At 59.3% G+C, this 13,555-nt stretch carries 13 protein-coding genes and 2 pseudogenes; 7 read left to right on the top strand and 8 right to left on the bottom strand.

All coding sequences use genetic code 11. The features are described from left to right. Positions 1–175: 175 nt before the first annotated feature. From EWM63_RS27765 to EWM63_RS27775, 3 genes are read right to left on the bottom strand one after another with little or no spacing between them, the layout of a single operon-like run. Entirely contained in the window at positions 176–1,441 is a 1,266-nt protein-coding gene (locus EWM63_RS27765; protein WP_229487536.1) for an RNA-guided endonuclease InsQ/TnpB family protein, read from the bottom strand. A 45-nt stretch (positions 1,442–1,486) separates the two neighbouring features. Next, a complete protein-coding gene (locus tag EWM63_RS27770) occupies positions 1,487–1,735 on the bottom strand; it encodes a hypothetical protein (RefSeq protein ID WP_130189415.1) in 249 nt (82 codons plus the stop codon). Continuing rightward, positions 1,728–2,795, bottom strand: a complete 1,068-nt coding sequence (locus tag EWM63_RS27775) for a PRTRC system protein D (RefSeq protein WP_130189416.1) — start codon at positions 2,793–2,795, stop codon at positions 1,728–1,730. Before EWM63_RS27775 ends, EWM63_RS27770 begins: the two co-directional genes overlap by 8 nt. A 1,234-nt stretch (positions 2,796–4,029) precedes the next feature. Here EWM63_RS27775 and EWM63_RS27780 point away from each other — a divergent pair. Both EWM63_RS27780 and EWM63_RS27785 read left to right on the top strand, forming a co-directional pair. Then, positions 4,030–5,085: an integrase domain-containing protein gene (locus EWM63_RS27780; RefSeq protein ID WP_165390961.1), complete on the top strand. Its 1,056-nt coding sequence runs from the start codon at positions 4,030–4,032 to the stop codon at positions 5,083–5,085. After that, positions 5,057–5,746: a restriction endonuclease gene (locus EWM63_RS27785; protein WP_165390962.1), complete on the top strand. Its 690-nt coding sequence runs from the start codon at positions 5,057–5,059 to the stop codon at positions 5,744–5,746. The genes EWM63_RS27780 and EWM63_RS27785 overlap by 29 nt, the downstream gene beginning before the upstream one ends. Before the next feature lie 61 nt (positions 5,747–5,807). Here EWM63_RS27785 and EWM63_RS27790 read toward each other — a convergent pair whose 3' ends face one another. Next, complete coding sequence (locus EWM63_RS27790; protein WP_130189419.1) at positions 5,808–6,122, bottom strand: hypothetical protein; 315 nt, start codon at positions 6,120–6,122, stop codon at positions 5,808–5,810. A 549-nt stretch (positions 6,123–6,671) separates the two neighbouring features. Between EWM63_RS27790 and EWM63_RS27795 the strand changes: the two genes are divergently transcribed. Then, a complete protein-coding gene (locus EWM63_RS27795) occupies positions 6,672–7,133 on the top strand; it encodes a hypothetical protein (protein WP_130189420.1) in 462 nt (153 codons plus the stop codon). Here the strand turns inward: EWM63_RS27795 and EWM63_RS27800 are convergent. Then, positions 7,119–7,349, bottom strand: a complete 231-nt coding sequence (locus tag EWM63_RS27800; protein WP_130189421.1) for a hypothetical protein — start codon at positions 7,347–7,349, stop codon at positions 7,119–7,121. The genes EWM63_RS27795 and EWM63_RS27800 overlap by 15 nt on opposite strands. A gap of 169 nt (positions 7,350–7,518) precedes the next feature. On the opposite strand from EWM63_RS27800, the gene EWM63_RS27805 reads away from it, so the two are divergent. Together EWM63_RS27805 and EWM63_RS27810 are read left to right on the top strand one after the other, a co-directional pair. After that, positions 7,519–7,800, top strand: a complete 282-nt coding sequence (locus tag EWM63_RS27805) for a hypothetical protein (RefSeq protein WP_130189422.1) — start codon at positions 7,519–7,521, stop codon at positions 7,798–7,800. Continuing rightward, on the top strand, positions 7,784–8,146 hold the full coding sequence (locus EWM63_RS27810) for a hypothetical protein (RefSeq protein WP_130189423.1): 363 nt from the start codon (positions 7,784–7,786) through the stop codon (positions 8,144–8,146). The genes EWM63_RS27805 and EWM63_RS27810 overlap by 17 nt, the downstream gene beginning before the upstream one ends. Positions 8,147–9,065: 919 nt before the next feature. On the opposite strand, the gene EWM63_RS27815 is transcribed toward EWM63_RS27810, so the two are convergent. The 3 genes and pseudogenes from EWM63_RS27815 to dkgB all read right to left on the bottom strand — a co-directional run bounded on the left by EWM63_RS27815 (position 9,066) and on the right by dkgB (position 11,060). After that, the gene (locus tag EWM63_RS27815; RefSeq protein WP_130190652.1) at positions 9,066–10,001 is read right to left on the bottom strand and encodes a cyclase family protein; all 936 of its coding nucleotides are present in this window, start codon (positions 9,999–10,001) and stop codon (positions 9,066–9,068) included. Between the two features lie 11 nt (positions 10,002–10,012). Further along, positions 10,013–10,202: pseudogene (locus EWM63_RS32625) on the bottom strand (hypothetical protein); the annotation flags it as partial. A gap of 54 nt (positions 10,203–10,256) precedes the next feature. Next, on the bottom strand, positions 10,257–11,060 hold the full coding sequence (gene dkgB / locus EWM63_RS27820) for a 2,5-didehydrogluconate reductase DkgB (protein WP_130189424.1): 804 nt from the start codon (positions 11,058–11,060) through the stop codon (positions 10,257–10,259). 100 nt (positions 11,061–11,160) lie between these two features. On the opposite strand from dkgB, the pseudogene EWM63_RS27825 reads away from it, so the two are divergent. Both EWM63_RS27825 and EWM63_RS27830 read left to right on the top strand, forming a co-directional pair. Next, positions 11,161–12,062, top strand: a pseudogene (locus tag EWM63_RS27825) (LysR substrate-binding domain-containing protein). Between the two features lie 461 nt (positions 12,063–12,523). Continuing rightward, positions 12,524–13,462 carry a LysR substrate-binding domain-containing protein gene (locus EWM63_RS27830; RefSeq protein ID WP_229487537.1) on the top strand — a complete coding sequence of 313 codons (939 nt, stop codon included), beginning with the start codon at positions 12,524–12,526 and terminating at the stop codon, positions 13,460–13,462. Positions 13,463–13,555: the final 93 nt, after the last annotated feature.

Raw genomic sequence — 13,555 nt, forward strand, 5'->3', positions numbered from 1 at the left:
ACACTGCTGGACTGGCGATTTCAGAGGCGCGATATTGGTCAGAAGGCATAACAATATTATAAAGTTATCAGAGACTGAACAAGCTCAGGTGGCGACCGGCAGGCCCACTACCAGTAGATCGATGCGGTCGACCTGCATTTGACCTCATCCCCTCCCTCAGTCTTGCGGCTGCCGCTTACGCGGAAAGGGAGGAGATTCCTCCTGCGAGACGCGCAAGTCCGCGCGCGAGAATGATCTTTGCCGCGTTGACGTCGCGGTCATGCGCTGCGCCGCACTCGAGGCAACTCCACTCCCTTATTCCAAGGCCTTTCAGCCCTTTCGGGCCGCTGCGTGCAAGGCACGCAGAACAGGTCTGGGTTGAATACGCTTCCTCGACCTCATCGAACCACACGCCAGCGTCATCGCATTTATATTGCAGCATGGTCCGGAACGTCGACCAGCCCGCATCGAGCACGGATTTCGCCATCCGTGTCCGTGCCAGGCCCGCCGCGTTCACGTTGCCTACGAAGATTGCACCATGCCCGGCGACGAGCGTGGTGCTGAATTTGTGCAGGAAATCCTTCCTGCGGTTGGCGATTTTTGCATGAATCGCCCGCGTGCGCGCCTTCTTACGTGCGCGCTGCGCAATCGCCAGGGCGGCCTCCTGACCGCGGTAGAAGCGCTCGGCCTCGACCTTGTCGCCGCTGGAGGTGGCGGCAAAATCCTTCAGCCCCAGGTCCATGCCGATCGCGCTCGTCGCTTCGGAGCGCTGCGCTTTCTCGACTCTGACCGTGATGTTGATGTACCAGCGGCCATGGGCGTCCTCGCTGATGCAGCCGGCGCCGAGCTTGTACTGGCTAAGCCCGTAGCTGTCCCACAGGGACAGTGGCTTGTCGAGACAGGAAAACAGCAGCTGGCCGTTGCGGTAACGCAGGGCTGAAGCCTTGAACGGGATCCAGCCCAGACTGCGGCGGCTGCCGCGCGAGACGCGCCAGCGCAGCTTGACCTTCTTGTGCTGGATACGGCGCGTGACCAGCTCCTTTGAAATGGCCTGTACCGTGGTGGCAGGCAGGTTCAGGCCTTCTTTGGTGGCGCCGGCAGTGTACTTGTCGATATCGTATGCGCTTAGGAAGCGCCGCTCTCGCTGCCAGACCTTGAACGACAGGTCATTTACATAGTTCCAGACAAAATTGACGTCCCGAGCCATTGCCTGCAGGGCAGTCGCATGCTTGTCCTTGAGGCGAAGCCTCAGGACGCGGGTAGTATGCGTGGCTGGTTTGTTCTGTTTGGCGGACATATCAGGCTGAGGCGTCGGGTGACATGAACAATATAGATTGCGTAGCCACTTGCAGCAAGGCGACTTGTCGGCCGGCGCGCTATCCATCACCGCCCTGAAGGACGGTGCTTTTCGCGCCAAATTTAGGTAATGCGCAGGCATTGATGATACTTCGAGCGTGGCCATGTAGACTTCATGTGATGGATGGACGTGTTGGGCGCTTGCCTTCATTCAAAGTGCAGGTCCGAATAACTCAAGCGTCGCGGCCGCATGCGTCGGATCTACGGACATGGCTTGCGGTTCCAAGTCCGTTGAAGCCTTGGCGAGACAAACTTCCGCCTGGATCATCAGGCCTGCATAGGCCAGCGTTCGCAGGCGGTTTGCCCGCTTGGCACCCTTGGTGAATCGCATCAGCTCATCGTACAGTGGCGGATTGTCTGCCTGGTCGAGCTCGAAATTGATGCGGAGCGTTTTACTCATCGCTCTCTCCTGTCGAGGCGTCAGGCTGGAGCGGTAGCTCGGTGCTGGTGCCGTTCGCTGCACTGGAGCGGGCCAGCTCCATGCCAGCCTGTTGGAATCCCTTCACGTTAGCGAAGATCGGATCCTTCAGCTCGTGGATGGTGTGGTTCGGGAAGGCACCCTTAAGTGCGGCCCGGTAGAAAAACGCACCGCCGCCCACCAGGATGATATTCCGGATGTCGCTGGCGTCGCCTACGTAGTGCATCATCTCGGCGATGGCCTGCTCGGGGACCTTCCTGGCGAGCGGGAGATGGCGCGTCAGGTCATATTCCGCCTGAAACACAATCGGCTTCTTCCCCGTTCGCAGGGCGGCATCGACGGTGTCGTAGTCGCGGTAATGCGAGCCGGTGCTGCGGCTGATCCCCTCCACGATGGCCTGCAGGGCATCGTGCATCCCCCGCGGAACCGAATGGCTGCGCTTCTCGATCTGCTGCATGCCCTGTGTCACGAGCCAGTCGAACGTGCGCCGGCCCGGATCGATGATCAGGCTGCGCTCCTTGCGCAGCTGGGCCACCTTGCTGTGCATGAGGCCATAGTGCATCAAGGCGCCTGCCGGCTGCGCGATCGCCTTCGCGCGCAGGACCTTTACTCGCTTGCCCTTGCCCAGCTCATGCTCCCCGGTGAGGCGCCGTTCCAGCGCCGTCACCAGCGACTTGAGCTTGTACGTGGCCACTGGCAAACCCACCACCAGTAGATCGATGCGATCGACCTGCATATAGTGGAGCGCGCCGAGCAGCAGCGCCAGGTATTCCGGCGTGTCGCAGTAGCGATCGTGCTGCAGCACGTTCGCGTTGAACACGTCAGAGGCCAGATGCACGTCGGGGCCGACCTCGTACACCAGGCCGCCGGCGGGGATGCCCACGGTTTTACGGCGGGCGCCCCATGCCTCGGCCTCTACCGCTACCTCCGATGGGTGGGCCTGCGACGGGAACATCTCGCACCGCAGCTCTCCATTCTTGATCCCGCTGATGAATTTGGTATTTCCACGGCCGACATCAACCGCTCGCACAATGGGCTCCATGATTCTCCTCCTGCGTGAGAAAAGGAAAGTATCAGTGCCTGGCGCGGCCCGGTCCATGCGAAATGACCCCATTCCAACGGCCATTTTGCGAAGTACTACGGATGCGGGCCTGATGCAGAACTGCCAGGGCCGCAATCAGCACGAAGTTTGAGGACACCATGAGCATGGAGGCGGATCTGGTCCGGCTCCATCAGGTCCCCATGCGATGCTATTGATCGGGGAAGCTGCTTGGCTGGGGCATAGCGGTGCTGCTCGCTTCAACACTTACAATCAGAGGAGTTCGGAGGACTGGTCCCGTCATAGGGGGAAAGCCCACTGAATTCTTGACCTACAAATTATTCTGGCACCGATATCACAATTTTTCGTGCTCACGCGTTCCTTGACAACGCCCGATTCGCTTCCTATTCTGCCTACACTGTCCGGACCCGCTTCCCGTGAGCATCGTGCTCTCAATGCGGCGCAGGCCTGCGATACAGCCCGTTGCGGTCGTAACCCGTCTTCAGATCGGCGATGCCGATAATCTAGCGTGCCACCAGGCGCCGATTGTGCCAGTGCCCTCCTCAACGGGGATGACGACACTGGAACATAGCTTCTCGATCTTTTTCTGAGCAGGTGGGCCTTTGCGCCCATGAACGCATGGCAGGCGTCGACCGCCCCGTGCCGCCCGTGGCACATCCTGAGCGCATCCGGCACGACCGGGTGCAGAGGAATGGCGATGCCGTTCCCTCGATTTCGAATACACCCCTCTGCAAGCATGGTCACCGCGTGAGCGGTGCCGTGTCGTAGCGACCTCGTAGAAGCGTTGCGCGACATGGTACATGCGGCATCACGAAGCGGCCTGGTGGTAGGGCCGGGGATAACCGTGTGAGGTGGCTCCAAGTATTCAGGGCATGGCATGCCCTCACTTGCTGTCTTTGGCCGCGTTGCTCGTGGTCCTGTTCGCCCCAGAGGCGAAACACGGGACGGAAGGCGAAATCCGCCGCTCGTGTACATGCGCATTTTTACGACACTGAAGGTATCCACTACGCACGCCGGGGACCGGGATCAGCCGCGCGGCGATAACAGTCCCGGGACTTGCCGCGCTTGGCCAGCGCGGCAGGATAGGTTTGGCCAGGTGCAGTGCGGCAGGACAGTGGCGGCACTGAACGAGGAAATAGAAGGACGCTGGTCGGCACAAGGGCGTTGCACAGGGCGCATGATGGCCTTGGTCGCTAGCGAACAGCAGGAGTGGCAGATGAGTTATGTTCGCGATTGGAAAGGACAACTGGCCGCCATCATCGAGCGGCACAACGAGATGCACGCGTTTCGCCACAAGCCGATTTCCCACAACACGCGCGAGGCGCGCCGACAGTCGCTGTTCCGAATGTTCGGGTTGCTTCGCCAGCTCGGCTTCATGGTCGCGCCGGCCAACATTGGCGATCGTCACGTTCGGGCCTTGGTACGTTACTGGTGTGCGCAGCCTGCGGCCGCAATGCCAGCGCGGGAGCAGGCCTGCAGCGCGGCATACATCCAGCAGCAGCTGTCCATCCTGCGTGTGTTCGCCGGATGGATCGGCAAGGCCGGCTTGGTGCACGAGGCCAAGGCCTACGTGGAAGATCCCGCGCTGGTGGCGCGGCACTATGCTGCACAACGCGACTTCAGCTGGGCGGCGAATGGCGTCGATGCGCAGACGCTGGTTGCCAAGGTCACCGAGATGGACAGGTACGTGGGCATCCAGCTGCGCCTGATGCTTGCGTTCGGCATGCGCCGCAAGGAGGCGGTGATGTTCGCGCCGCATGTGGCCGAGGTACCTGATTACGCACTGCCGAAAGGCCATCCGGCAGCAATGCGGTTCGTCAGCTTCCTGCGCATCAAGCGCGGCACCAAGGGTGGCCACCTTCGCTATACCGCAGTGCGCAGCGACGAGCAGCGCGAGGCGCTGGAGGAGGCCAGGCGCGTTGCGAAGACTAGGGATGGCCATGTCGGGTGCCCAGGCCTGACGCTCAAGCAATCGCTCGACCGGTTCTCCAACGTGGTGCGTACCGTGGGCATATCGCGCAAGGGACTGGGCGTGAGCGCGCACGGACTGCGCCACCAGTTTGCCAATGATTTGTATTTCGAAATCGCGACGGTGCGCTCGCCCGTGCAGGGCGGCGATCCCGCGCTCGACCCGGCCGTGCGGCGGGATGCCTACCGCCAGGTGGCAGAGCAGCTTGGCCACCATCGGCCTCAGGTCAGCACCGCATATCTGGGTTCTTTGCGTCAGGAAGGAGGAACGAATAATGAAGCAAGCGCGCAGCATCAAGGGTGACGCACCGCCGTCACAAAATGGCCATCGCTATGCCGGATCGCGTCAACATCATGCGGGTTGGGACGCTGCCTGGGCTGCCCGCTTTCGCCGATGGCGAACAGCCTTGTCGAAGCTGGCCGTCCGCTGTTTCTCGCGTTGGCTCAACGCCAGCAGGCTAGCTGGCCTGCCGGGCCACCAGCGCAATGTGCGCCAATCGCGGCGCGTCCTGCGCGCCGTCCGTGGCTTCACCGAACCGGGTGTGGGGGCGCGCAGCCTGGCCTACCTGCGTGCGGTCGATCCGCTGGTCTTCGAGGAAGTCGTGATGTCGGCGCTGGAGGACGCGGGCCTCCTGGTGCTACGTAGTAGGCGCTACAGTGGCGATGGCGGCGTGGATGGCACGGTGTGGTTGCCGGGACGTGGCTGGTATGCCGTGCAGTCCAAGCGGTACCGGCACCATGTGTGCCTGGAACACATCTGCGCCTTCAGCCAAGTGCTGGCGTCGCAGGATTTCGACGGAGGCCTGTTCGTGCATACCGGCCGTAGCGGTGCGGCGCTGTATCCGCAGATGGACGCAGGTGGGATCGCATTGTTGAGTGGTGAGCGGCTGATCCGCCTGGTGAGGGAGCGCGTGCTCGATGTCCGGCTAAGGGCAAGGCGGGCGTGGCGGCCCGGTAAGGGCTGATGATCCCATCTGCATGGCGACAATGCAGGACAGCGGTAGACCAGTGTATCGGCGGGAGAGGCTAGGAACCGCTGCGCGCGTCCAGCCACGCGCAGGCCACCGTCTCTGCCTCGGCGTAGGCTGCACCGACGAGGTACGCGTTGTAGGCTTCCACGATACCGTTGAAGGATATCGTGTACTCGGTGCGCTCGACGTCGGTCAACGTGTGCCACCAGTTCATGCTCTTCGCCAGGCTGCCTGCGGTGGTTGGAAAGTGCTGCTCTGCCACGGTGATGTGGTGTTCGTAGAGCCGCAGGCACCAGCCGCTGCGTGGTGTCGCCGGCAGGGGCACGATGCCGTAGCTGTAGATAAAATCGTCGTCTGCTTCGGAAGCCATGATGGACGGTAGATAGCAGTGTTGGGGGGATATGGAAATTATAGGAGCGGCCAGTGATCCTGCAATGGATTGGCGAGGCGCGGCGTGAACATGCCGGTCTCCGTATTGCGCACCGAGTTGCAGTACACGCCTCGTGCAAAGTCCCTTGAATTTCCGTGTTCCGGGTGCCATGATGTAAACGCTTTCTGTGGGAATCGTTCCTACAATGCTTCAGACGCATGCCATCGCGGTGTTGCTTCTGGACCTTGGGTCTTCCAGGGCGTTGCGGTCGTCACCCGTCTTCATCTTGCTGGCGTCTCTGCCAGTTCCATCCTTCGCTTCGCGTGAAGGATTCATCATCGTAGTGCAAACAGATTGGCATTGGCATCACTGCCCGTGCTGACAAGAGGCGGATTTTTCGCTTCTTCGGTTGAGGCCCTGGTTCGCAAGAATCACGGGCCTTTTTCACGTCCGCTCGCGCGGACATCATCATCTAATGTGTTTGTTGAACCAGCGGGGCATCGACGTCCCGCGAGGGCTTGGTGCTCCACATTTTTTTGGGAGGTCACCATGTACCAGGAGAAGGAAGAACGTGGCAACCGGCATGTACGCCGGATGGGCCGTGAAGAAGAACGGTTGTGGTCGGAGTTCTACCACTCCGTGGGTAACCCCACGGTTGCCGCTGAACTCATCGCCCATATGGACCAGGACGACGAGGCCCGGCGGCTGCATTCTGCCCTGTATCTGCGCTGCCGCCAGTCGCTGCGGATCGCGAAGGAGCGGCAGGCGAGGGCGCATGCGGTGGGCAAGGCCATTCGCGCGTTGCTGTTCGGGGTATTTGGCTGGCCGGTCGTGGCGCTGATACGTTGCGGTCGCTTCTGCCTCGGTGCCTGTGAAGCGCTGTTGGCCCGCCATGGCGAGCCGGCGGAAATCCAACTGAGTGAAATGAGCAAGCGGCCGATGCGCAAGCAGAAGCCGAAACCGGCAAGAGTCGCGCCCGCGGCGCAGGCAGGTGGCTCAAGCGGTGGCTAGGATGGTGCCATCCAGGCAGCCTTGGTACGCGTCATCGATCATGCGATGCAGCGTCCGGGTTGCCTGGGAAGTACCCCAATAGTACCGCTTGCACTTGCGGATGTAGCGCTTCAGTTGGGCGAGACTGCGGATGTTCCCGGGATCGATGTTCGTGACATAGAACAGGTACTCGATCTCGGGCGCAGTCAGGCGGATGTGGGAGCCTAGTCGCAGCATGGCATGTTCACCGTGTCGATGTCGTGGATGGAAAAGCGGTGCAAGGGTACTTGCACAAGCCCGGTTCGCTGCGACCATATTAGGCACGGATCGTGGCGTGTTCAACCTGGACGCGCTGTGGTCGATGGTCGTTGGATGAATCGGCAATCATGCGAGGAGGGAGGTCATCATGAAACGCATGGACGGTAATCTGGTGCCGGAGGGCGGGGATGCGTCGTACGACGCGCTGTGTGCCCCGCTGCTGGTGTGGCTGGAAGAGTTGAGGCCGGGCAGGCGGTTGCGTGCGCGGGACGGTACGCCGTTCATTCGTATTAACCGCACCTGCATCTGCTTCTGCAATCTGAGAGATGGCTCCTTGTGCTCGGCCAGGGATATCTGCCGTTGCTATGGCGGCGTGGCTGTGGGCGAGCTGAGGCAGTCGAAGGGAGTAAAACATGGACGGAATACGTGATGAGAACACCGCATGGCGACAACGGTTATCGAGCGATTCGCTCGATGGCGATGTCGTGCCGGGACTGGTGGAATGGCTGGACATGGAAGATTGGCGCGCAAGATGGCAGCCACTGCCGGACCCACACGCCGCGATCGAGCAGCTGCAAGCGATCTTTCGGCGTGTCATGCGGCACGGTTATGCGGCTTACCTGCGGGGAGAGCGGGTCATGCCCGATCGCTTCTCCCACAATGAGCAGTTCGCTGCGATGTGGCAGGAGGGATTTGCCAGCGCACGAATGGATGCCGAGCTGATGGCGCTCCGCTGTTTTGCAAGCCCTGCCGAGCCGCATCGAAGCGTCTGCTGAGTGGAAGGGCGGTGTCATTGGATTAGGCGGGTGGCGCAGTATGGCCACCCCGCCAGGAACAGCATGGAGGAAGACGCAATGGGACAACGCATGAATCCTACGCGTCGCGCGATGAACTTGAACTAACGCTCGCAGATGGAAATCAGTTCGTCCTCGGTGTAGTGGTAGACGGTGGGTGGAAATACCTGATATACATTTTCAGTGCAAAATTGCCGGATGGGTCGTTCGCGGCATTTGATGTTAGAGATGTGCCACAACTGACGGGCGCATTTGCTGGCGAGAGCATTGCTCCGAGCGCGCGCCTACACGCGCTAGCGATGGCAATTCGCAATGAATTGCGGGCTCGCGAAGATTTCTTCGTAGCCCTTGTCGGAGTCGCCAATAAGATGGCGAGCCGACCAGGGTCGAGCCTGGATCAGCACTTGGGATGTCATGCGGCACGGCTATGCGGCCTGACTGCAGAGAGCGGGGGATGGCTGATCGTTTCTCCAGCGATGAGCTGTTCGCGTCGATGTGACAGGCGGGCTCCACCGCGATGGCTACCAGCCGCTGACTTGCTTGGCGTGGTTAGCCAAGTGGGCCGTCAGCGGCCGGCACGGTCGACAGCGCCGCTCAGACAAAAGCCTGCATGGAGCAGCCGACATCCAGCCGCCGACATGGCAGCGGGGGCTAAGCTCAGCCGTATCCTTACCTGATAATCCCAGTTATCGATCAAGGTCTTCCAGGCTCCTCAGCTGTTCTGCAGCCCATGATGTCGTATGCTGAGCTATTTCGACAGGCCGGTTCCGGGCCAGAAGCGGTCATTCGGCAACAACGAGGTAGGCATGAATGCCTTGCAGGCAGTGACAATTCGATGTCGTCCCGACTTCTTCCCAAACATTGTCATCATTCAACATTCACCACCTGCCTCACTCCGGTGTTAGCGGATTGCTACGGGATTAATGTTTACCTGTGTCGATCCGACATACAGCGGCTGGCCCAACACGAACAGGAATTCCCATGCCTGGTCGCGTACCAGCGCACGACTATCAATCAGTTCCAGGTTATAGATACCTCGCTTGGCCAGCATGTATTGGTTGATAGGGAATTCCTCTTTTGTATGTGGATTTGGATAAACTTCAGAGGCCCATGTGTCGCCGCCAAAGGCAACGATGCCTTGGTCAGCTAGCCATCTCGCTGCTTCCATGCCGATACCAGGCTCCACCTCCAGGAACTGCTTGTTATCCTTCCCGATCAGCTCCAGCCAGCCCGTGTTGAACAACACTACGTCGCCCTTGCGCAGAGTAAGGTTCTGCTTCTTCAACACAGCCAGGAGGTCGGCGACCGTAAACTCCGTGCCGCCCGGGACAATCTTCTTGCCATAGTGCGCAGTCATGTCCAGTACCACGCCACGCGTGACAATTGGCGGTACTTTTTCGACCCCCAGCTTTTTGATGCCATCGACTGTGACAAAGTCTGCTGCCTTATTGCCGTTGTAGTAGACATTGTCGATGCCGATATGGCCAATGCCGTTCAGTTGCGTGCCGACGCCAGTCCAGGCGTTGACGAGTTCATCATTGGCAGTGAACTTGTTCGGTCCTAGAGTCTTTCCTCCTTCTTGGCCGACCTGTACATTGTAGAGGCGAAAGGTACGGTGGCGGTAAGCCGGCAGATTTTTGTCAACTGGCACGGCCAAGGGATAAGTCTTGCCTGTCTTCACCAAGCCAACGGCTTGCTTGACTATCTCAGGCGTCAGCAAATTTGCTGCGCCAATTTCATCTTTCGCACCATACGTAGACGGGTACCAGTCTTGAGCACTTGCAGCATTGAGGGCCAGCAATAAGGTCACGGAAAGTGCCATTCGGGCAAGGGTCATCGTTTTGTTAGTCATATTCTCTCTTTCGTTCGAACCGCACGTGCGGCCGAGGTCGGATAATCGGAAAGGCCATACGCGTCCCCCAAGACAGCGCCTTGGGTCGTGCTCGGCCAGAGGAGCGCCATCATGCAGGTGTTCAGGCAAGTCGGGGTTAGCGAGAAAAGGGCGTCCAAAGGCGATCATGTCAGCCCAGCCTTCACGCAAGGCATCACAGGGGCGGCCCGTCTAAGATTAGGTTGATCCAGTGTTCGTGGCTCAATCCCACTGGGGGGCAAGACCAGCCGGATTCACTTCGCGGCTATTGCGGTCGAGTGCGGTAATAGCGGCCATGTCGTCCGCATCCAGCTTCAATTCCCGCGCCAGCAGATTGCTGGCCAAATTCACGCGTTTGGTCGAAGAAGGAATCACGGCATAGCCGAGCTGCAGCGCCCAAGCCAGCGCTACTTGAGCAACGGTCGCATTGCGTCGAGTGGCGATGCGAGTCAGCACAGGGTCCTGCAATACCTTCCCGTAAGCCAGTGTCATGTACGACGTTACGGCAATATTCTCGTCCTGCAGGAACCCTGCCAGCCGAGTGTTTTGCAGATAGGGGCTCAGTTCAATCTGATTGGTGGCAATTTCGCCTTTACCAACAACGGAGATTGCCTCACGTGTCAGCTCAATATTGAAATTTGAGATGCCGATCTGTCGGGTTAAGCCCTGGGCCTTCGCATCAAGCAACGCTTCCATAAACTCGGGCAACCTGACACCGTTGCCGGGTGCCGGCCAGTGGATCAATGTCAGGTCGACATAGCCGGTGCGCAACTTGTCCAGGCTGGCACGTAGGCTTGGCACCAATTTCTCTTTTGCATAGTTCTCAGTCCAAATCTTGGTCGTCAGGAAGAGCTCATCGCGCCGCACGCCACTTTCCTCGACGGCACGACCAACATCACCTTCATTGCCGTAGATCTGCGCGGTGTCAATAGCACGGTAGCCGATTTGCAGTGCTGTGCTTACAGAATCGTACGCAGCTTGGCCGGAAAGACGGAATGTACCAACGCCAACTGCAGGAATACCCATGTAACGCTCCTTGATTGTGTTTGATCTAGATCAGTATGCCCTGAGAATACTTTCCGATTAAGCCGTGTATGATTCAAATACTTTTGACGTTAGATCAAGTATGAGAACAACATTCGATGAGCTCTATGCGTTTGTAGCGGTAATTGATACTGGCACGATTACGGCAGCTTCCGAGCAGCTTGGAGTAACGATCTCGGCAGTGAGTCGCACGCTTGCCCGCCTTGAGCAAAAGCTGCAAACGACACTCTTGCGGCGCACTACGCGCCGACTCGAACTCACTGATGAGGGTGAAGCTTTCCTTCGGCATGCACGCGCGATCCTAGCAGCCGTTGACAATGCTGAAGAACAGATGGAAGCTCGGCGCCTGCGTCCCGCTGGGCGCTTGCGTGTAGATGCAGCAACGCCCTTTATGCTGCACGTGATCGTGCCGCTACTGGACGGTTTTCGCGCATGCTATCCGACGTTGATTTGGAACTGCATTCGAACGAAGGCATCATCGACCTGATCGAGATGCGCACGGACGTTGCACTGCGGATCGGCGCTCTGCGCGACTCCACGTTGCATGCACGCCCGATTGGCACCAGTCGCATTCGCGTACTCGCCAGTCCTGCCTATCTGGAACGGCATGGCACACCGCGCAACCCACAGGACCTGCAGCATCACACATTGCTCGGCTTTAGTCAGCCAGACGCGCTTAACAATTGGCCCCTAAGGGAGGCCAACAACAGTGCGATGCACATCAAGCCCGAGATCTCGTCGAGCAGCGGTGAAACGATCAGACAAATGGCACTTGCTGACCTGGGTATCGTCTGTCTATCAGATTTCATGACAGGTTCCGACCGCCGCGCTGGGCGTTTGGTGCAGCTACTGGCATCCTACACAGTCGAAGAGCGCCAAGCGATTCACGCTGTGTACTACCGTAATACTGCACTTTCGTCACGCATTACCTGTTTTGTTGACTATCTTGTCAGTGCCTTAGGCGAGCAACCATTTGATGACTAAAGCGTCGCCAGTCATCGCTGCCGTACTGCCTGCCATCACTGAATGATGGATGATAGTTTGCTTTAAGCTTGCACTGCCACACTGTCACACTGCCATCGGCCGGGCATCAATCGGCAGCTCACGCGACAAGATCGACTTCATGGACTGCAGCAATCCGCCATGCGAAAAGATAGATGAACCTTGCCCGATAAATTTAACACTGCCAAGTTCGAATGGTTTTCCAGCTCCGCCAAATCGTCAAAACATCGTCGCGCCGCGAGGTTTGCAACACGACGGTGCCGCCGGCGCTGTGCAATCCGGCAGCCGACTCAGCAGCCTCGATCCACCTTGCGAATGGTGCCAGCAACGCGGATGCCAGCACTGACGCTTCCCCATAAGTGGGATTTATGTATTTGCCGGGGTTGCGTAACATACCTCATCGCAACCTACATTCCCTTATTGTGCTCAGCCGAGATATCGAAATGTTCCGCGCCGTAATGACGGCCGGGTCGGCAACGAAGGCGGCGCGGCTCCTGGAGGTCTCACAGCCGGCCGTCAGCCAGGCATTAAAACGACTAGAAGAACGCGCCGGGATCGACCTTTTTCAAAGGGTGCGCGGCAAGCTGTTGCCAACCAGGGAAGCGGTCGCATTGCTGAACGAGGTCCAACGGCATTTCGTTGGAATGGACCAGATTGACCATCGTATCGGCACGTTAAAGCAACTGTCTGCTGGACGGGTACGCATCGCCAGCTTCCCTGGCCTTGGCGTGGGATTCCTGCCGCGCGTGCTTGCCGACATGCCCGAGGAATGCGCAGGCACGCTCGTGTCGCTGCAAGTCATGGGCTCACAGGACGTCCGGGCCACCGTTTTGCGTGGCGAAGTCGAACTGGGGGTGGTGGCCGATGATGTGCAGGTCAGCGGCATCGAGCATTCACTGTTCGCACGGTACTTCGGCCTCGTTGCGCTCCCCGCCGGACACTCGCTAGCCGAGTGCAGCGTGATCACTCCCGTTCAGCTGGCACGCTATCCCTTCATCGCGCTCAATCCCGACGATGTCGTCAGCCTGCGCTTGGATGCGATCTGCCGAGCCCATGGCGTCAAGCTGCGTACGGCGATGGAAACACCGTACACCATCACCATCTGCGAACTCGTGCGCAATGGCATCGGTATCGCGATCGTCAATCCAGTGACTGCCTGTGATTACCGCAATAGTGGTCTCGTCTTCCGTCCCTTTTCGGAACGCGTCGATTTTGCCGCCCTAACGGTGTGGCCAGCCGGTGCGCTCCTGTCGACGTTCGCCCGTGCGTTTCTTGGTGCGATGCGCAAGCGCCTCGACGTAGATATGGGTACGCTTAGCTCATCGATGCCGGCTGCTGCGCGTAAGGTCGTACTGCACCAGTTCCAGGGTACGCGCGACTAACCATCGTGCTCTGCGCGGACGGGCGAATGGCCGCGCCGGACAAGACACACGCTTGAAAGACTGGATCATAAGTCTCGCTTATCGACCAATCAG

The organism is Pseudoduganella lutea (assembly GCF_004209755.1).
In the GTDB taxonomy this organism is placed as follows: domain Bacteria; phylum Pseudomonadota; class Gammaproteobacteria; order Burkholderiales; family Burkholderiaceae_D; genus Rugamonas; species Rugamonas lutea.